The sequence below is a fragment of the Roseateles oligotrophus genome (assembly GCF_025717515.1).
GTDB lineage: Bacteria > Pseudomonadota > Gammaproteobacteria > Burkholderiales > Burkholderiaceae_C > Paucibacter_A > Paucibacter_A oligotrophus.
The window spans coordinates 220,196-240,015 of sequence record NZ_JAJIRN010000011.1 but is presented as its reverse complement, the minus strand read 5'-3'; the positions used below and the strand labels follow the sequence as shown (position 1 = coordinate 240,015).

General features: G+C 59.6%; 15 protein-coding genes. 3 read left to right on the top strand and 12 right to left on the bottom strand.

The genetic code is table 11. From position 1 onward, the window contains the following. Positions 1-15: 15 nt before the first annotated feature. Positions 16-3,708, bottom strand: coding sequence for a DUF748 domain-containing protein (locus LNV07_RS23170; RefSeq protein ID WP_458296244.1), 3,693 nt, complete (start codon positions 3,706-3,708; stop codon positions 16-18). 120 nt (positions 3,709-3,828) lie between these two features. Between LNV07_RS23170 and LNV07_RS23165 the strand changes: the two genes are divergently transcribed. Continuing rightward, on the top strand, positions 3,829-4,641 hold the full coding sequence (locus LNV07_RS23165) for a YdcF family protein (protein ID WP_263573567.1): 813 nt from the start codon (positions 3,829-3,831) through the stop codon (positions 4,639-4,641). A gap of 62 nt (positions 4,642-4,703) precedes the next feature. Here LNV07_RS23165 and glmM read toward each other — a convergent pair whose 3' ends face one another. The 4 genes from glmM to LNV07_RS23145 all read right to left on the bottom strand — a co-directional run bounded on the left by glmM (position 4,704) and on the right by LNV07_RS23145 (position 9,742). Further along, a complete protein-coding gene (gene glmM, locus LNV07_RS23160) occupies positions 4,704-6,035 on the bottom strand; it encodes a phosphoglucosamine mutase (protein WP_263573566.1) in 1,332 nt (443 codons plus the stop codon). A 29-nt stretch (positions 6,036-6,064) separates the two neighbouring features. Next, entirely contained in the window at positions 6,065-6,922 is an 858-nt protein-coding gene (folP, locus tag LNV07_RS23155; RefSeq protein WP_263573565.1) for a dihydropteroate synthase, read from the bottom strand. Between the two features lie 111 nt (positions 6,923-7,033). Then, positions 7,034-8,938 (bottom strand): ATP-dependent zinc metalloprotease FtsH, encoded by a 1,905-nt coding sequence (gene ftsH / locus LNV07_RS23150; protein ID WP_263573564.1) that lies wholly within the window; start codon positions 8,936-8,938, stop codon positions 7,034-7,036. Between the two features lie 123 nt (positions 8,939-9,061). After that, the gene (locus tag LNV07_RS23145; protein ID WP_263573563.1) at positions 9,062-9,742 is read right to left on the bottom strand and encodes an RlmE family RNA methyltransferase; all 681 of its coding nucleotides are present in this window, start codon (positions 9,740-9,742) and stop codon (positions 9,062-9,064) included. A gap of 20 nt (positions 9,743-9,762) precedes the next feature. Here LNV07_RS23145 and LNV07_RS23140 point away from each other — a divergent pair, with 20 nt between their 5' ends. Beyond that, the gene (locus LNV07_RS23140; protein ID WP_263573562.1) at positions 9,763-10,239 is read left to right on the top strand and encodes a YhbY family RNA-binding protein; all 477 of its coding nucleotides are present in this window, start codon (positions 9,763-9,765) and stop codon (positions 10,237-10,239) included. Between the two features lie 13 nt (positions 10,240-10,252). Here LNV07_RS23140 and LNV07_RS23135 read toward each other — a convergent pair whose 3' ends face one another. The 5 genes from LNV07_RS23135 to LNV07_RS23115 form a co-directional block, all read right to left on the bottom strand. Then, positions 10,253-10,684 (bottom strand): DUF4149 domain-containing protein, encoded by a 432-nt coding sequence (locus tag LNV07_RS23135; RefSeq protein ID WP_263573561.1) that lies wholly within the window; start codon positions 10,682-10,684, stop codon positions 10,253-10,255. A 7-nt stretch (positions 10,685-10,691) separates the two neighbouring features. Beyond that, positions 10,692-11,168, bottom strand: coding sequence for a transcription elongation factor GreA (gene greA, locus LNV07_RS23130; protein WP_263573560.1), 477 nt, complete (start codon positions 11,166-11,168; stop codon positions 10,692-10,694). 91 nt (positions 11,169-11,259) lie between these two features. Beyond that, a complete protein-coding gene (carB, locus tag LNV07_RS23125; protein ID WP_263573559.1) occupies positions 11,260-14,526 on the bottom strand; it encodes a carbamoyl-phosphate synthase large subunit in 3,267 nt (1,088 codons plus the stop codon). Positions 14,527-14,559: 33 nt separating this feature from the next. Then, a complete protein-coding gene (gene carA / locus LNV07_RS23120) occupies positions 14,560-15,720 on the bottom strand; it encodes a glutamine-hydrolyzing carbamoyl-phosphate synthase small subunit (RefSeq protein WP_263573558.1) in 1,161 nt (386 codons plus the stop codon). A gap of 242 nt (positions 15,721-15,962) precedes the next feature. After that, the gene (locus tag LNV07_RS23115; protein ID WP_263573557.1) at positions 15,963-16,367 is read right to left on the bottom strand and encodes a GlcG/HbpS family heme-binding protein; all 405 of its coding nucleotides are present in this window, start codon (positions 16,365-16,367) and stop codon (positions 15,963-15,965) included. Positions 16,368-16,546: 179 nt separating this feature from the next. On the opposite strand from LNV07_RS23115, the gene LNV07_RS23110 reads away from it, so the two are divergent. Further along, on the top strand, positions 16,547-17,242 hold the full coding sequence (locus LNV07_RS23110) for a Bax inhibitor-1/YccA family protein (RefSeq protein WP_263573556.1): 696 nt from the start codon (positions 16,547-16,549) through the stop codon (positions 17,240-17,242). Between the two features lie 130 nt (positions 17,243-17,372). On the opposite strand, the gene rlmD is transcribed toward LNV07_RS23110, so the two are convergent. Both rlmD and LNV07_RS23100 read right to left on the bottom strand, forming a co-directional pair. Next, positions 17,373-18,740 (bottom strand): 23S rRNA (uracil(1939)-C(5))-methyltransferase RlmD, encoded by a 1,368-nt coding sequence (gene rlmD / locus LNV07_RS23105; RefSeq protein ID WP_263573555.1) that lies wholly within the window; start codon positions 18,738-18,740, stop codon positions 17,373-17,375. A gap of 58 nt (positions 18,741-18,798) precedes the next feature. Then, positions 18,799-19,803, bottom strand: a complete 1,005-nt coding sequence (locus LNV07_RS23100; RefSeq protein WP_397545594.1) for a sigma-70 family RNA polymerase sigma factor — start codon at positions 19,801-19,803, stop codon at positions 18,799-18,801. Positions 19,804-19,820 lie beyond the last annotated feature (17 nt).

The window sequence follows — 19,820 nt, the reverse complement described above, 5'->3', positions numbered from 1 at the left end:
CAGGGATTCATGCGGTCAATGAGCGCTCAGCTGCATCTCCGCATATGGCGCCCAGGTTTGCCCGGGTTCGGCGCTGCCGTCATGAAGGCTGGGCGCGCCCAGGAAAATCCGACTATTGGCCAGCCCTTTGGCAATCAAAGCATCGCGCACGGCCACGCCGCGCTCCAACGCCAAGGCACGCACCCGGTCATCGCTAACTTCATAACTCGACAGCAATAGGACGCGCATCTCGGGCGCGGGAATATCCTTGGCAAAACCGATCACGTTCTTGGGCTTGTTGGGCAACTTCGCGGCCTGATAAACCGGCTTCAACAAGCGTTGTCGATCGGCATCGGTCAAAACCGGGCCGGCTTCGGCCTGCTGGGTCGCACCTGCTGTTTGCTGGCGTTGCAACTCACGCTGACGCTCGGCCAACAAGGCGGCCTCCAACTGTTTGTCTTGCAGCGCCGCGCGCTCGGCAACAGGGTCGGCCCAAGCCTTGATGGTCAAGGCCAAGCCCGGCCGCTCCGCCATCATTTTGGCGACGTTGTCGAGATTGGCAGGCGTACTCGCCTGTGCGCTACCGGGCGCGAACTCGAGCCTGCTGAGGTCGGTGCCGGCATTGCCACTGAACAGCGAAAACGGGGCCGTCAAGGCCTTGCCCAGCAGGTTGGCAATGACCTTCCAGATCAGCCCTCCAACGCTGAACTCGGGCTCGTTGATCGAGCCTTTGATCGGCACCTCGACGTCGATGACGCCGTCCCTGTCCTTCAGCAAGGCCACCGCGAACAAGACCGGCAACTTGGTGGCATCCGGGCTTTCGACCCGTTCGCCAAAGGTCAGCTGATTCAAGATGATTTGGTTGTTGGCCTGCAAGGCGCCGCCCGGATCAATCTTGTATTGAACCTTGCTTGAAAACTTGCCCCGCTCAATCGCATAACCGACATATTTGGCGGCATAGGGTGACAGCGGCGCCAGTTCGATATCGGTGGCCGAGGCGTTGATATCCAACTGAAAAGGCTTGCCCAAAGGGTTGACATTGCCGCTGACATCCAACAGCCCGGTGCCGGCCACACGGCCGCGCAAACTCAAGGGCGCCAACTCCGCCCCTTGCGAGCTGAAGGCGCCCAGGCTGCCCTGAAGCTCACTCAGACGGGCGCTGTAGTTGGGCCGAACAAAACGGTCATTGAAGTCGATCCGGCCTTTGGATAGGCGAATCTGGCCGATCGATATCGGCATGCTCGGGTCGGGCGCACTCGCGGCCGGGGCTGCCATCGCCACGCTCTTGGATGGCGCCGGCGCTGCACGGTCCACCGGACCGAAGTCGCGCAAATTTATCTTGCCTTGCTCGTTGATGATCACTCGAGCAAAAAAATCGTTCAGCGCCACGTCGGCGACGGCAATTTGCGGCGGCCCACCGGGTGCGAGTTGCAGTTTGAGCCCGTCCAAGTTCAAGGCCTGCCAACTCAGCAATTCTTCTCCGACAAGAATCTGACCATCGACTTGACGGGACTGGTGCAAAAGCAGATCGGCCAGCAAGACCTTGCCGGTCAACTGCGCGTCGAGACCGGCGGGCAATTGCCGTGCATTGAATTGGGCGCGCAAGCCCAGTTCGGCCTTTTGCAGATGCATGCCCCAGGCAGGATCCAGGTAGGCATTCAGCAAATGCAGCGGCAAGCGCTCGGCACGCAAGCTACCACTGGCGGACAGAGGCGCCAAACCCGCCTTGCCCTGCCACTGAAATTGCCCCAACGGGGCCGAGCCCCGCTTGGCAGCGCCCAACTTCAAACTGAAATTGACCGGCATGGGCTTGGACTGAGCCGGCCAGTCGAGGCCGCGAAGGTCCAAGGTGATCTGCTCCGCATTCAGGGCGACCGGCGAGGAAGTCGTGCCCTCGTCAAGCAAGCGTATCAAGCCCTGTTCGACCTTCAGCCCCTTGAGCTGAAGCGCCCAAGGGGGAGGTGCCTCGCCCGCTGTGGATGTGATTGCAGCTTTGCCCTTGCTTGGGGTCTGAGCGAGCAACTCGGAAAAATTCCATTGGCCATCTTTGGAGCGCGCCAAATCCAGCGCCGGGCGATTCAGTTTCAAGTCGCCTGCGATCATCTTGCGGGCGGCGAGATCAACGCCCAAATGATCAAGGCCCAGCGAGGCCAACCGCAGCAAGGGCTCCCGCTTTGCTTTGGATCCGACGGACAGCGAACTCAGTTGAAGTTCAGCCAGCGTCAGCTGCGCTCTTTGATCGGCGTTTGCTGCCAGCGGTTGCGCCAGCGACAGGCCGCCTTTGCCCTTCACCAGTCCACTCAAACGCAGCGGCGCTTGAGCCTGTAGATAGGGCGTTAGCCATTGCAAGTCGAAGCCTTGCCATTGCCAGTCGAAGCTCAGGTTCTCGGCGCTCAAACTGCCGCTGCCATCAATCGAGGCGGATTCTATTTTCCCTGTGGCATCACCGGGCCGCAGCCGCAGCGCCAGCTTGATGGGTGTCGCCGCTTTCACGGGCCAGGCTAAGGCGCCAAGCTTGAGCTCAACATCCTGCACGCTCAAGCTCGCCTTCGGCCTAGTCACTAGATCTTGCCAATCAAGACCGCCATCACTGAGCTCGAATCGCTCCACAGCCAGCGCCCAGGTCGGAGCTTTGGCATCGTTCTGACTCGTGCTCTTAATCCCGCTCTTGCTCCCACTCTTGCTCTCGCCTTTGTTCTCGCCTCGACCGTCCCTGGACATCGAAAACCTTGGTGCCACCCAAGTGATGGTCCCTAACTTCACGAGCTTGCGTAGCGGCTGCACATCAAGCAGTTGCACGTTCAACTCGCCCCAGGACAAAGCCGGCTCACCGGTCGGCATACGCAACGCGAACTTGGCCAGTCTGATTTGACCCGCGAGGCCGATTTCAGGCGCCTGCCCGAGCGCCTGCTGAAACTTCAAATTCAAATTGGCATCGACACGCCCCTGCTGCAGACGCAGCGGCATTGCGGCCGGCACATAGCTTGCGTACGGCGCGAGATCCAGTCCGTCCAGTTTGAAATCAAGTGCGGCCAGGCGCTGGTCCGCAAATGGCAAGGCGCTGCCTTTGGCCGAAAAGGCAACCCCGTTCAGGCGACCCGCGATCTGCGGCTGGACATGGACCTTGACATCGGCCGCCAGCGTCGACAAAAACGGCAACTCAAGCGCGAGCTGGGTCAATTCGTGACGCCGCTCGCTCGGGCGATCATCCAGAACAAGCGCCCCTTCACTCAGGGAAATGTTGTACAAAGCCAGCGCGAAAGGTTTCGCATCTGGCTTGGGCTCCACTGAGGGCTTGGCGAATCTCGCCAACAAGTCGTCGATGTCGTAATGGCCTGGCGTCAGCCGACTCAGGCGCAAAGTCGGACGCTGGATATGCAATGACTCCACGACCGGACTAAGAAACCACAATGAACTGGCAGACAGATTGACCGTTAGGCTATCCAACTCCAGCAGTGTTTCTTTTTGTTGTGGGCCGCCCGCTACATTCACCCCTTCCAAGGTCAGAGCCAAGGCCCAAGGCTTAAAGCTCACGGCCCGAATGCTGACGCTGCGCCCGATGGCTTGACTTGCCAACTCGGCGCCGGACGATTGAAGCCAGCGCGGCAGCAGCAGCCAAGTGGCCAGAAAAAGCAGTACAAAAACGCCAAACAGAACCAATAGGCCGAGTCGCCAAGGCTTCCAAAATTTTGCGGCCGGCGGGGAATTTGAATTTATCGAGCTAGTCATGGCGGCCATCGGTCTTCAACACGGCACAATTATTGAACGTATTCAATGACCGGCGCGGCTTTGATGGTCAGTTTGTACGCCGCGTCGCTCGGCGGCCTCGACTCTTCTATTGGATATCACTTGAATCTCGTCTCCCTCCTGTATGAGGTCAAGCCCTTCGCGCTGCGCCTGCTGTTCCCTCCGGTGCCATTTTTGCTGTTGATTTTGCTCGGAGCGACGATGCTCAAGCCGACAAGCAAACAGCGCTTGTGGGGCCGGCTAACACTGGGTTTTGGCCTCATTGGTATTTGGCTCAGCAGCAGTGAAGCGGTCGGGCAACTGCTGACCCATCATTTGCTGCGCGCGCCCGCGGCGCTCAATGCGCAAGACATTTCGTCCTTGGCCCAGCGCAGCGAAAGCCGAGGTGACGTGGCGGTCTTGGTCCTGGGTGGTGGCGCCCGCCAATTTGTGCCCGAGTACGGTGGAGCCAGCCTGAACGCCATCAGTCTGGCGCGGCTGCGTTACGGGGTTTGGCTGGCCAAACAAATCAAGGCGCCTTTGGGCTTTTCCGGCGGGATCGGCTGGACCGCAAGAAATTTAAGGGTCAGTGAAGCGGCCATCGCCGAACGAACAGCAAGCGACGAATTCGGGCTAGCGCTTCGCTGGGCCGAGGGCCGTTCGCGCGACACCCGAGAGAATGCCGCATTCAGCGTGCAGCTGCTCAGGGCCGATGGGATTAGGCAAATCGTTTTGGTCACCCATGAACAGCATATGCCCCGATCACTGAATGCCTTCAGGGCGATAGCCGGCGGTGATATCGAGATCACGGTCGCACCCGTCGGACTACTGCGCGACGGGATCTCCGAAGTGCTCGATTGGGCGCCTTCGGAGGATGGCTTTGCGCGCGTGCGCTACGCCCTCTACGAGTGGATCGGGCTGAAGACGGGGCATTGACCGAACTACCGCGCGCCCGGCGAGGAACGGCCGAGCTGGCAAGTTGGCCTCGCCCAAGCAAATCAGCTCTTGACCGCCTCGGCCAAACGCTCAGCGCAACGCTGGGCCATCGCGCCGTCGCTTGCCTCAACCATCAGGCGCAGCAAAGGCTCGGTGCCCGACGCGCGAATCAGCACCCGGCCCCGGTCTGCCAATTCGGCCGTCACTTCGGCCTGAACACGGGCCAATTGGGCGTTGCTCTTCCAATCCTGGCCCGGCTGCAGGCGAACGTTGATCAACACTTGCGGGAACAAGGAGACCGGCGCCAACTGTTCGGCCATGCTCTTGCCCGTACGCATGACGGCCTGCAGAATCAGCAAGGCGCTGACGATGCCGTCACCGGTGGTGTGCTTGTCCAAAGCCAGCAAATGGCCCGACCCTTCGCCGCCTAACTGCCACCCACGTGCACTGAGCTCCTCCAGCACATAACGGTCACCCACCTTGGCACGCACAAAGTCAACATCCAGTGCTTTGATTGCCAACTCGACCGCCATATTCGTCATCAACGTGCCGACCGCGCCTGGCACACGGCCGCCCTGCGCCAAGCGATCCGCCACCATCAAATAGAGCAACTCATCGCCGTTGTACAGCCGCCCTTCGGCATCCACCAATTGCAAGCGATCGGCATCACCGTCAAGCGCAACGCCGTAATGCGCGCCATGCTCTTTGACTGCTTTGACCAGGGCCGCCGGTGATGTCGCTCCGCAACCATCGTTGATATTGAAACCATTGGGACTGCAGCCAATCGAGACCACCTCTGCACCCAACTCATGGAACACATCGGGTGCCACGTGATAGGCGGCACCATTGGCCGCATCGATCACGATCTTCATGCCTTTGAGGCTCAGGTCCGGGCCAAAGCTGTTCTTGCAAAATTCGATATAGCGCCCACGTGCTTCCGCAATGCGGCGCGCCCGACCCAGATTAGCCGAATCAATCCAGGTCGGCGGATCCTCAAGCGCCAACTCGACGGCCTGCTCCCAGGCATCGGGCAGCTTCTCCCCCTTGGCCGAGAAGAACTTGATGCCGTTGTCCGCAAAAGGATTGTGGGAGGCACTGATCACTACCCCCAGATCCTGCCGCAAAGCGCGGGTCATATAGGCCACACCCGGCGTCGGCAAGGGGCCGGTCAGCAAGACATCAACGCCGGCCGAAGCGAAGCCCGCCTCAAGAGCGGACTCGATCATGTAGCCGGAAATGCGCGTGTCCTTACCGATCAAGACACTGGGGCGCCCGCCGTTCTTGCGCAAAACTTGCCCCACCGCATGCCCCAGGCGGAGCATGAAGTCAGGCGTGATCGGGCCTTGCCCAACCGTGCCACGAATCCCATCGGTGCCAAAGTACTTGCGACTCATTGTGAGCATTCCTCGTAGAAAAATTGGAACTATTGTCGTTCAGTCAAATAGCGAGTCGCCCCGCATGCCGATGCAGCCATCCAGACCTTGATCGCATCGACCGTGGCGGCCACATCATGCACTCGTAAAATCTTTGTGCCCTGCGCAATCGCCGCCAAGCCGGCCGCCAAACTGCCCGCCAAGCGCTGCTCGACCTTGCGCCCGGTGACATCACCAAGCGCTCGTTTGCGCGACCAACCCGCCAGCAACGGATAGCCCAAATCAAGCAATTCCGCTTGCCGCGCCAGCAACTCGAAGTTCTGCTCGGTGGTCTTGGCAAAGCCGTAGCCCGGATCAATCACGATTCGGTTCTGCGCAATATGGGCTGACCGCAGGGCGGCAACACGAGCCGCCAGAAAAGCGGAGACATCGGCCAACAGATCATCGTAATCGGTCAGTGATTGCATGATCTGGGGTGAGCCACGCATATGCATCAGGCAAACACCACATTTGTCATGCGCGGCCAAGGCCATCAAGGCCCGAGGCTCTTGCAATGCATGGATGTCGTTGATGACATCCACACCCAAGCCCATGGCACGCCCCATGATTTCAGCCTTGCAGGTATCCACCGACACCGGCACGCCCATGGTCAAGGCGGCCGAGACCACGGGCGCGATACGGGTCCATTCTTCGTCAAGCGACAGACTGATTGCACCCGGTCGACTGGACTCCCCGCCGATGTCCAAAATATCCACCCCTTCAAGGACCAAGCGCTCGCAATGCTCAATCGCGGCGGCGGCCGACGCATGCTGGCCGCCATCGGAGAAGGAGTCGGGCGTCACATTGACGATGCCCATCACGCGAGGGCGGCTCAAATCGATCTGAAAACGAGTCGTTTGCCAATGCATAGAAAGTCAAAAAGGGCGGCGTGGCTTTTATTTAGAAATTCGGGGTCCGTCTTCACAGACGGACCCCGAATCCATTCATTCCCCAAAAGCTGCAAATACAGCCTTTTCGAATCAGACCGCTGCTGCCGGGCTGTCGGTACTCACAGGTGGTGCGCCGTTATCCGATTTGCCACCGCTTGGTGGCGTCCAATCCTTGGGCAGACGCGCTGACTTGCCGCTCATGATGTCTTCGATCTGGTCGGCATCGATGGTCTCGAATTCCAACAAGGCCTTGGCCATCGCATGCATCTTGTCCTGATTCTCTTCAATCAGACGCCGCGCAATACCGTACTGCTCATCGATGATGCGGCGAATCACCAAATCAACCTTGCGCATCGTTTCTTCGGACATATTGGTCGTCTTGGTGACCGAACGGCCGAGGAAAACCTCGCCCTCATTGTCCGAATAGACCATCGGGCCGAGTTCATCGGTCATGCCGTAACGGGTCACCATATCGCGCGCTATCGCCGTGGCGCGCTCAAAGTCATTCGAAGCACCGGTCGTCATCTGGTTCATGAAGACTTCTTCGGCAATTCGGCCACCAAATAGCACCGAGATGGTCGAGAGCATGCGCTCCTTGTCCAGGCTGTAACGGTCCCCTTCAGGCAACTGCATCGTCACGCCCAAGGCACGGCCACGCGGGATCACCGTCACCTTATGCACCGGGTCGGTCTTGGGCATCAAACGTGCCACCAGCGCATGACCAGCCTCGTGGTACGCGGTATTGCGGCGCTCCTCTTCCGGCATGATCATCGATTTGCGCTCGGGGCCCATCATGATCTTGTCTTTGGCCTTCTCGAAGTCGACCATCTCGACCACGCGGCCGTTACGGCGCGCCGCAAACAAGGCGGCCTCGTTGACCAGATTGGCCAAATCAGCACCCGAGAACCCAGGCGTACCGCGCGCCAAAATGTCGGCGCGTATATCTTGCCCGACCGGCACCTTGCGCATGTGGACATTCAGAATCTGTTCACGGCCACGCACATCGGGCAGCGTCACATAAACCTGACGGTCAAAACGACCGGGACGCAGCAAGGCGGGGTCAAGAATGTCGGGACGATTGGTCGCCGCCATCACGATTACACCCATATTGGTCTCAAAACCATCCATCTCGACCAGCATCTGATTCAAGGTCTGCTCGCGCTCATCATTACCACCACCGACACCGGCGCCGCGATGGCGACCGACGGCATCGATTTCATCGATGAAGATGATGCAAGGCGAACTCTTCTTGGCCTGCTCGAACATGTCGCGTACCCGTGCCGCGCCGACGCCGACGAACATTTCGACGAAGTCCGAACCCGAGATCGCGAAGAATGGCACTTTCGCTTCGCCGGCAATCGCCTTGGCCAGCAAGGTCTTGCCGGTTCCAGGAGGGCCGACCAAGAGCACGCCACGCGGAATTCGGCCACCCAGCTTCTGGAACTTGGATGGATCCTTCAGGAAGTCGACCAACTCTTTGACTTCTTCCTTGGCCTCATCGCAACCCGCCACATCGGCAAAGGTCGTGGTGTTTTGTGCCTCATCGAGCAAGCGAGCCTTGGACTTGCCGAAGCTGAATGCGCCGCCCTTGCCGCCGCCCTGCATCTGGCGCATGAAGTAGACCCAAACGCCTATCAACAAGAGCATCGGCCCCCAACTGATCAACATGCTGATCAGGAAGGATGGCTCTTCACGTGGCTTGACATCGAACTTCACGCCGTTATTGCGCAAATCACCGATCAAGCCGCGATCAAGATAGGTCGCGGCCACGCGCAGCTTCTTGCCGTCGGTGGTTTCGGCCAAGATATCGGTCCCGGCGCCACCTTCCTGCAAAGTGACTTGCTTGATCCGATGTGCCTGAATTTCATCCAGAAATTCAGAATAGCCAATTTGGCCGCCTTGCGCTGCACCCCGGTCGAATTGCTTGAACACGGTGAATAGCACCAGTGCGATCACTACCCAGACAGCTACCTTCGAGAACCACTGATTGTTCACCGAGACTCCTTAATTCACTCAAACCTGACCGCAATTGTGCGGTCGCTGCAGGCCATATGGGGTTGATTCTATTGCAGTCAAGAGGCATCTCTGCTTTTGATAGACCTCTTCAAAAGCCGGGGATTAGCGCTTTGGCTGCTTTAATCCAATGCCGATCAGAAAGGTCTCGGTGGATCGGTCTTTTGACGCCTTGGGCTTGATCGGTTTGACCTTTTTAAAGGTTGCCTTGAACTGTTCGACCAATTGGGTGTAGCCGCTGCCATGAAACACCTTGGCGACCAAGGCGCCCTCGGGCTTCAGGTGCTGCTGTGCAAAGTCGATCGCCAACTCGACCAAACCGGCCACGCGGGCCGCGTCCGAGCTCTCAATCCCCGACAGATTGGGCGCCATATCGGACACCACCAAATCCACCGCGCGGCCTGCCAAGGCAGCTTCCAATTGATCCAGAATGGCCTGCTCCTGAAAATCACCCTGGATAAACTGCACGCCTTCAATCGGCTCACACTCGGCCAAGTCGAGCGCAATGATGGTGCCATTGAGCTTGCCGACGGCTGCACCACCAATGCCGGCCTCCTTGGGCGCAAAGCAGCGCCGCAAATATTGACTCCATGCACCGGGCGCAGCACCCAAATCGACCACAATCTGACCCGGGCGAACCAGTTTCAGCGTCTCGTCGATCTCTTTCAGCTTGTAGGCGGCACGGGCGCGGAAACCGTCCCGATGAGCCATCTTGACGTAAGGGTCATTGATGTGCTCATGCAACCACGTCTTATTAAGTTTCTTGCTTTTAGTCTTGATCTTCATGTTGCACGGATAATACGCGTATGCCTGCGATTCAATTGACTCCTGCCCAGCGCAAGGAAAAACGCTCCGACGCCCATCATCTTGACCCAGTTGTCATGATAGGCGCGGATGGACTCACCCCCGCTGTCGTCAAAGAGACCGACGCCGCCTTGAATGCCCATGGGCTGATCAAGGTGCGCATCTTCTCGGACGACCGCACCAACCGCGAAAGCATTTTTGCGTCCCTTTGCGGGGAACTCAATGCGGCTCCGATTCAGCACATCGGCAAATTGCTGGTGCTGTGGCGCCCGCTGCCGGACTTGGAAGAGGCCGAACGCGCCGACGGCAAAGCCGGTCCTCGCGTGGTCAAGATTGTGAAATTCTCCAAGAGTGGCAACCACCGACCGCAAGTCAAGAAGTTGCGCGTTCTTGGCAACGAACGGGTCGCTCAAGGTGGCGAGATCAAGCGTGCCAAGAAGCGCCTGACCAGCGTCAAAAAGAACGCCCAGGATCAGTAAAAACTGGCCTTGGTCAGACCTTGGAATTGTTGCTGGTGCGCCAAGCCAAAGCCAGCACAGCCAAGGTCTTCAAACCAAAAAATGCGAAAGAAAAAGCGTGCAGGGTCATGAAACTCCATGACCCCTGCCCGGCTTTGGCCGCCTCCATCATCGGGTGCAGCGCGTAATAGCCCGCCACCGTGCAGAAAAGAGCCGCCGCCGGCAAAAAGAATTCTGCCGATAAATTCTTAGAACCCGAATCCCGCGCCAAGCGCCGCTCGATCAAGATCAGCAGCAAGGCAGCCGCCAGCGCGACCTGCGCCTCAACCGCGAACAGTTGGGCAACCAGCGCGCCCGCTTGGGCTCGCTCCAACACCGCAAACGCCGCCGGCGCCGCCGCAAACGCGACACAAAGCAAAAAGCCGCCCCAAATGGCGGCCAATACAGCGCGATATCGGCGCAGCACCTGTTGCTTAAACGTAACGGACTCTGACCACTTCGTAGCTCTTGACGCCGCCGGGCGCCTGCACATTGGCCACATCACCCTCTTCTTTGCCAATCAAGGCGCGAGCAATCGGGGAGCTGATCGAGACCTTGCCCAACTTCAAATCGGCTTCGTCGTCGCCGACGATTTGATAAGTCACTTGAGCACCGCTGGACTCTTCCTCCAGGTCGACCGTGGTGCCAAACACAATCCGCCCCCCGGCATCGACCTCGGCGGGATTGATGATCAGGGCGGCCGCCAACTTGCCTTCGATGTCGAGGATGCGACCTTCGATAAAGCCTTGCTTATCCTTGGCCGCTTCGTATTCAGCATTCTCGGACAAGTCACCTTGAGCGCGAGCCTCGGAGATGGCCGCAATCACGGCATGCCGCTCGACACCCTTGAGGCGATACAGTTCTTCTTTGAGCTTTTCAGCGCCGTAGGTGGTGAGTGGAATAGTGGCCATGATTTTTCGATAAGCTTGGAATACAAAAAGAAACCGCCGCTGCGGCTCGGGGTTTCCCGAGGCGCTGCGGCGGATTTCGATAGCGCAGAGTTTAGTTCAGTTCGGCGTGCAGTTCTTGCAGGGATTGCACCAACAAACCGTCCTGATGCTTCATGCCCTCAACCGCCGCCTCGCAACCGGCCATCGTCGTGTAATAGGTGACGCGAGCAGCCAGAGCGGCCTGGCGAATGTAGCGGCTGTCGGCAATCGCGGTACGGGTCTCATCCACGGTCGTGAAGACCAGCTGGATTTCACCGCCCTTGACCATGTCCACGATATGCGGGCGGCCGTCCTTGATCTTGTTGACGACCCGAACCGGCACGCCGATCTCGGCAATCGCAGCCGCCGTGCCCTTGGTCGCCACCACACCGAAGCCCAAGGCATGCAGGTCGCGAGCAACGACCAAGGCGCGCGCCTTGTCGCCGTTTTTCACCGTGATCAAGACATTGCCCTGGCGCGGCAGGCGCGAACCCGCACCCAACTGACTCTTCAGCATCGCTTCACCGAAGGTGCGCGCCGCACCCATCACCTCGCCGGTCGAGCGCATCTCTGGGCTCAGAATCGGGTCAACGCCGGGGAACTTATTGAAGGGGAAAACCGCCTCCTTGACGCTGAAGTAAGGCGGTATGACCTCGGCGGGCACGCGACCATTGCGATCCTTTTGATCCTTCAGCTTTTGCCCAGCCATGCAACGAGCCGCAATCTTGGCCAATTGCTGACCGGTCGCCTTGGAAACAAAAGGCACCGTGCGCGAGGCGCGCGGGTTAACTTCCAGCACATAGACCGTGGCACCGTCCAGGCCGCCGGTTACGTCGCCTTGAATGGCAAATTGCACATTCATCAGGCCCACCACCTTGAGGCCGCGCGCCATGGCCGCGGTTTGCTTGCGCAACTCGTCTTGCAAGGCCTTGGACAAGGTGTAAGGCGGCAACGAACAAGCCGAGTCACCGGAGTGAATACCGGCCGCCTCAACATGCTCCATGATGCCGCCAATCATCACGTCGACGCCGTCACTGATGCAGTCGACATCGACCTCGACGGCGTCTTGCAGGAAGCGATCCAGCAAGACCGGCGATTTGTCGGACACCCGCACCGCTTCGCGCATATAGCGCTCCAGGTCCTTGTCGCCATGGACGATTTCCATCGCGCGGCCGCCCAAGACATAGCTTGGACGCACGACCAGCGGGTAGCCGATCTCGTTCGCCAGCGCCACGGCCTGCTCTTCGGTGCGCGCGGTGCGGTTCGGCGGCTGCTTCAGACCCAGCTCATGCAGCAGTTTCTGGAAGCGCTCGCGGTCCTCGGCGATGTCGATGCTCTCGGGCGTGGTGCCGATGATGGGCACGCCATTGGCCTCAAGATCAAGCGCCAACTTCAGCGGTGTTTGACCACCGTACTGGACGATCACGCCGACCGGATTTTCTTTCGCCACGATCTCCAGCACGTCTTCAAGCGTCACCGGCTCGAAGTACAAACGATCCGAGGTGTCGTAGTCGGTCGACACGGTCTCGGGATTGCAGTTGACCATGATGGTCTCGTAGCCATCCTCGCGCAGCGCCATCGCCGCATGCACGCAGCAATAGTCGAACTCGATGCCCTGGCCAATGCGGTTGGGCCCGCCGCCCAAGACCATGATCTTCTTCTTGTTGGTCGGCTCGGCTTCGCATTCTTCCTCATAGGTCGAATACAGATAGGCTGTTTCGGTGCCGAACTCGGCCGCGCAGGTATCCACCCGCTTGTAGACCGGGCGCACGCCTTGAGCATGACGAGCGCGGCGCACATCATGCTGATTGCTGGCCAGCAGCTTGCCCAGGCGCTTGTCCGAGAAGCCCTTCTTCTTCAGCAGGCGCAACTCGTCGGTGCTCAGAGACTCCAAGGCACGGCCAGCCAAGGACAACTCGATCTTCACGAGTTGCTCGATCTGCGCCAGGAACCAAGGGTCGATCGCCGTCTCTTCGAACACCTCCTGCATGCTCATGCCGATGCGAAAGGCATCCGCCACATAAAGCACACGTTCAGGACCGGGCTCACCGATTTCCTGGATGATTTCTTCCCGATCATTGGATCGCTCGGTCAGACCGTCAATGCCGGTTTCCAAGCCGCGCAAGGCCTTCTGGAAACTTTCCTGGAAGGTCCGGCCCATCGCCATCACCTCGCCGACCGACTTCATCTGCGTCGTCAAACGCGAATCGGCCATCGGGAATTTCTCAAACGCGAAACGCGGAATCTTGGTGACCACGTAATCGATGCTGGGCTCAAACGCCGCCGGTGTGGCGCCCCCGGTGATGTCGTTGCGCAACTCGTCCAGCGTGTAGCCGACCGCCAGCTTGGCGGCGATCTTGGCGATCGGGAAACCGGTCGCCTTGGACGCCAGCGCGGATGAACGCGACACGCGCGGATTCATCTCGATCACCGTCATGCGGCCGTTCTCGGGGTTGATCGAGAACTGCACATTCGAGCCGCCGGTGTCGACACCGATCTCGCGCAGGATCGCGATCGAGGCATTGCGCAGCAGTTGGTATTCTTTGTCGGTCAGGGTCTGGGCAGGGGCCACCGTGATCGAGTCGCCGGTGTGCACGCCCATTGGGTCCAGGTTCTCGATCGAGCAGACGATGATGCAGTTGTCCTTGCTGTCACGCACGACCTCCATCTCGTACTCCTTCCAGCCGATCAAGGATTCCTCGATCAGCAACTCGCTGGTCGGCGACAGATCCAGGCCGCGCTTGCAGATTTCCTCGAATTCTTCCGGGTTGTAGGCAATCCCGCCGCCGCTGCCGCCGAGCGTGAAGCTGGGGCGAATCACCATCGGGAAGCCATTGCTGCCGACCTCGGCCGCGATGCGCTTTTGTACCTGCAGCGCCTCTTCCATGCTGTGCGCAATGCCGGAGCGGGCCGAGTCCAGGCCGATCTTTGTCATCGCGTCCTTGAACTTCAGGCGGTCTTCGGCCTTTTCGATCGCCTTCTCGTTGGCGCCGATCATCTCGACCTTGTACTTCTCCAGCACGCCATGCTTGTGCAGGTCGAGCGCGCAGTTCAAGGCGGTCTGGCCACCCATCGTCGGCAGCACCGCGTCGGGCCGCTCTTTGGCGATGATCTTCTCGACCACCTGCCAGGTGATAGGCTCGATATAGGTGACGTCGGCCGTGTCCGGGTCGGTCATGATGGTGGCCGGGTTGCTATTCACCAGGATGACCTTGTAGCCCTCCTCGCGCAGCGCCTTGCAAGCCTGGGCACCCGAATAGTCGAATTCGCAGGCCTGACCGATGATGATGGGGCCGGCCCCGATGATCAAAATGCTTTTGATGTCTGTACGTTTTGGCATGTCTTTACTCCGTCCGCTTCTACTGTTGTGCGCTCAGGACTTGGCCATCAGGCCAATGAAACGGTCAAACAGGTAGGCGATGTCGTGTGGGCCTGGGCTGGCTTCAGGGTGACCCTGGAAGCAGAAGGCCGGCTTGTCGGTGCGGGCCAGGCCTTGCAGCGTGCCGTCGAACAGGCTGATGTGGGTGGCGCGCAAATTGGCCGGCAGGCTGTCGGCATCGACCGCAAAGCCATGGTTCTGGCTGGTGATGCTGACGCGACCGCTGTCCAGGTCCTTGACCGGATGATTGGCACCGTGATGGCCGAACTTCATCTTGAAGGTCTTGGCGCCAGAGGCCAGCGCCATGATCTGGTGGCCCAGGCAAATGCCGAAGGTCGGAATGCCTGCGTCGATCAACTGTGCCGCCGCCTTGATCGCGTAATCGCAGGGCTGCGGATCACCTGGGCCATTCGACAAAAATACGCCGTCCGGCTCCAGATCAAACACCGCAGATGCGGGCGTTTGCGCCGGCACCACAGTGATCTTGCAGCCGCGCGAAGCCAGCATGCGCAAGATATTGCTCTTCACGCCAAAGTCATAGGCGACCACGTGAAAGCGCGGATGGGTCTGCTGGCCGTAGCCCTTGCCCAGCGTCCACTCGGTCTCGGTCCAGCTGTGCTTGGCCTCGGTGCTGACCACCTTGGCCAGATCCAGGCCGTTGATGCTGGGCGCGCCTTGCGCCAGCGCAATTGCTTGTGCAATCAATTCATCCGTGATGGCTTGGCCCGCGGCCAAGGCCATGATGCAACCGCTTTGTGCGCCGGTGGTGCGCAGCACACGGGTAAGACGGCGGGTGTCAATGTCGGCAATCGCCACCGTGCCTTCGTCTTGCAGGTATTGCACCAGCGTGCGGGTCTTGCGGAAGTTGGAATCAAGAATCGGCGGTTCCTTGATGATCAGGCCAGCGGCATGGATCTTCTGCGCCTCGACGTCCTCATCATTGACGCCGTAATTACCGATGTGCGGATACGTGAGTGTCACGATCTGGCGGCAATAGCTCGGGTCGGTGAGGATCTCTTGATAGCCGGTCATCGCGGTGTTGAACACCACTTCGCCGACCGTGTGGCCGGTTGCACCGATCGAGGAGCCTTTGAAGACCGTACCGTCTGCCAGGGCGAGGATCGCTTTGGGGGATGAGAGCAATTCGGGCAGCACGGGGGGACTCCGGTTTGTGCGCGCGCCCTGCTCTACTCTTTTTCTAGACCTGGACAGTCAAAGAGCCGGAATCCGGTAATGGGAAACTGGTGGAGTTTCGCGGGGCGTGCGTGTGGTTGCGATTTTTGTTGCGGGTAAACCTGCTGAGTATACCCGAGCAGGGTATTCACCAATGCCTAGCACGCACAATTGACATGCTGATGTAACTTCCAATCGGGCGCGGACGCACCCGCGCCACAGACTCAGCCCAAAGCAGCAATACCGGCGCGTGCGATCTGCGCATCCTCGCTGGACTTGACCCCGCTGACACCCACCGCGCCGACGCAGAAGCCTTCCACCATGATGGGCAAGCCGCCCTCAAGCAAGCCACTCAGGCCCGGCGCACTCAGAAAAGAGACCCGCCCCTGGTTGATGATGTCCTCATAGACCTTGGACTCACGCCGCCCCAGCGCCGCCGTGTTCGCCTTGGCGGGGGCGATTTGCGCGGAAATTGCCGCCGCACCATCGAGACGCTGCAGCCACAGCAGGTGGCCACCATCGTCGACGATCGCGATCGATACCGCCCATTGATTTGCCAAAGCCTCGGCTTCCGCTGCAGCCGCAATGCGCTTCACCTCATCAAGGCCCAAGAATGGTTTTTGCTTCATGTTGTTGAATTCCAAGCTAAAGCCCACACTGTAATAGGCGAAGTCAATGGGCTACTGCCCCAAGCGGCGGCCTAGATGCCAAGCCCGACGCATGTTTTTCAAACTCAAGCTACAGTGTTGGCTGGGAAGTACGCATCGGGCCTAGAGCCCGCAGCATTTTTTGTCCGGAGGATTTATCTATGAACGAAACCCTGCAAAACCAATATGGCGGCGCCTTGAACGGTGGCTTGTCCGTCGATCGTCAACGCGTATTGCGCAACACCTACTGGCTCTTGGCCTTGTCGATGGTGCCGACCGTACTAGGCGCCTGGGTCGGTGTCACCACCGGCATCATGGCGACGATGGGCATGGGCATGAGCATGATTGTCTTCATGGTCGGTGCCTTCGGCCTGATGTATGCCGTCGAGAAGACCAAGAACTCCAGCACCGGCGTTTATGTGCTGCTGGCCTTCACCTTCTTCATGGGTCTGATGCTGTCGCGCATGCTGGCCCAGATTCTGGGCTTCCGCAACGGCAGCAGCCTGATCATGATGGCTTTCGGCGGCACGGGTGCCATCTTCTTCGCAATGGCCTCACTGGCCACGGTGATCAAGCGCGATCTATCCTCGATGGGCAAGTTCTTGTATGTCGGCGCCATCATCTTGCTGGTGGTCGGCTTGGCCAATATCTTCATCCAGTCTTCGGCGCTGATGCTGACGATACTTGCGCTGTCGATGGCGGTGTTCTCGGCCTTCATGCTGTATGACATCAAGCGCGTGATCGATGGCGGCGAGACCAACTACATCTCGGCGACGCTGGCGATCTATCTGGACATCTACAACGTATTCCAGAGCCTCTTGTCCTTGCTCGGCATCTTCGGCGGCGAACGCGACTGATCCATCAAGCCGCAATAGAAAACGGGGTCCTCGGACCCCGTTTCTTTTGCCTGACTGCTGCTGGCCATCAATCGCGTTCGAAGACCGCGTTGCTTTAGTTCCAGCGTCACATCGCTAACGCGATATGAGCCTACTCTGAAGCATCACGCTCGAAGACCGCGATGCTTTCCACATGGGAGGTGTGCGGGAACATATTGACCGCGCTAGCCGCCGTGCAGCGGTAACCGGCCTGATTGACCAAGATACCGGCGTCACGAGCCAAGGTCGCTGGGTTGCAACTGACGTAGACGATGCGCTTGGGCGCTTGCCAGCCCGGTGCCAAGCTGGGGTCGAGCTTGATATCGGCTAGAGCCTGCGATAAAGCATGAGCGCCATCCCGCGGCGGGTCCACCAACCATTTGTCGGCCGAACCATCGGCAGCCAACAGCGCCGGCGTCATCTCGAACAGATTACGCGCAACGAACGATGTATTGGCGTCCAGGCCATTCAACTTAGCGTTCTCGCGCGAACGCTGCACCAGCGCCTCGCTGCCTTCAATGCCCAAGACCTCGCGCGCCTTGGTCGCCAACGGCAAGGTGAAATTGCCCAAGCCGCAGAACCAGTCGATCACGCGCTCATTACGCTGCACATCCAGCAGGCGCAGCGCCCGCCCAACCAGCACCGTATTGATATGCGGATTGACCTGGGTGAAGTCCGTCGGCTTGAACGGCATCACCACCCCGAACTCGGGCAAGCTGTAAGACAGCGCCGGGCCGCCTGCATCCAACAAGGCCACCGTGTCCGGCCCCTTGGGCTGCAACCACCATTGCACGCCCAAATGCTGCGCGGCGAACTCGCGCAGCTTGGTCTTGTCGGACTCCGGCAAAGGGTTCAAATTGCGCAAGACCAGGGCGATCACTTCGTCGCCCATCGCCAACTCGATCTGCGGCAGATGGTCGCGCTGATCCATGCTGGCAATCATCTCGCGCAGCGGAATCAAGAGATCGCTGACCCGTTGCGGCACCACCTTGCAGACCTGCATATCGGCCACGTAGCGGCTCTTGCGCTCGTGAAAGCCGATCAAGACCATGCTCTTCTTGATCACATAACGGACCGAGAAGCGCGCCCGGTAGCGATAGCCCCAAGTCGGCCCTTCGATCGGGCGCAAGACCATCTCGGGCTTGACCTTGCCGAGGTGCCAGAGGTTGTCCTCCATCACCCGCTGCTTGACGGCGACTTGCGCGCCGGCGTGCAAATGCTGCATCTTGCAGCCGCCGCAGGAGCCCGCGTGTAGGCCCGCATGTGGGCAACCGGGCGTCACGCGTTGCGAGCTTTCGCGCCGCATCGCCACCATCGTGCCCTGCTCCCAGCTGCTTTTCTTGCGGCCGACGGTGACTTGCACCTCTTCACCGGGCAAAGCACCCTCGATGAAAACCACTTTGCCTTCTTCGTTATGGGCAACGCCCTGGGCATCCAGGTCCATTGATTCGACCTTGAGCCATTCTGATACTTGAGTCATGCGCGGGATTATCCCAGCCCGAATGCACAAGTTCAGGCTCAGCAGCAAATTTCAGGCGCTAAAAAACCGAATCCCGGTCGATGCCATGGCGCAGCATGTCGCGTTTGAGTTTGGCCAAGGCCTCGATTTGAATCTGCCGAATTCGCTCACGCGTCAAATGCAGGCGAATCGCCAGCACATCCAAGGTCTCGGGCTCGCGGTCGGCCAAGCCGAAGCGGCCGGCCAAGACCTCACGCTCACGCTCGTTCAAGGCAGCCAGACCAGCGCCAAGCAAAGCATCCATCTCATGGCTAAGCCGCAAACCGAGCGGATCCACCGCCTGCTCGTCGGCAACCAGATCCATCACCGTATCACCGCCTTCAACACCGCGTTCGGCCGGCGAGTCCAGCGAGCTGGGCAATTCCGCAAAGGCCAGCAACTCGGCCACTTCGGACATTGGGCGGCCCACCGCAGCGGCGATATCCTCGGCCTTGACCTTGCCGTTGCCACCGTTTTGCGCCTGCAAGGCCTCCAAGGCACGGCGGGCCTTCAGCACATGATTGAGTTCACGCACGATGTGCACCGGCAGGCGCACAAGCCTGGCCTGATGCATCAGGGCGCTTTCGACGCTTTGGCGTATCCACCAACTCGCGTAGGTCGAAAAACGGAAGCCACGCTCCGGGTCAAATTTGCCGATCGCGTGCATCAAACCAAGATTACCCTCCTCGATCAGGTCGCTCATCGGCAAACCGCGACCCAGGTAGTTTTTGGCAACACTGACGACCAAGCGCAGGTTGTGCTCGATCATCGACTGGCGGGCCTCGAAACAACCCTCTCGCGCCCGCACTGCGGTGTCGTACTCCTCCTGCGGCGTCAGCAGCGGTGTGCGACGAATATCGCGCAGATAGGCTTGCAGCGCATTGCCAAGCTCGACATCGCCGCTCGCCATCAGCGCGGCGGCAATACCCGGCACGCCGACGGCATCCGGCACCTCGTCATCACCGAGCCTGGGGCCGAGTTCGGTCTCGGCACTTTGCTGGCCATTGCCGCGAGCAGAAGAATGATTTGGCGCAGGATGTTTCATGGCATCAATTTCGCTGC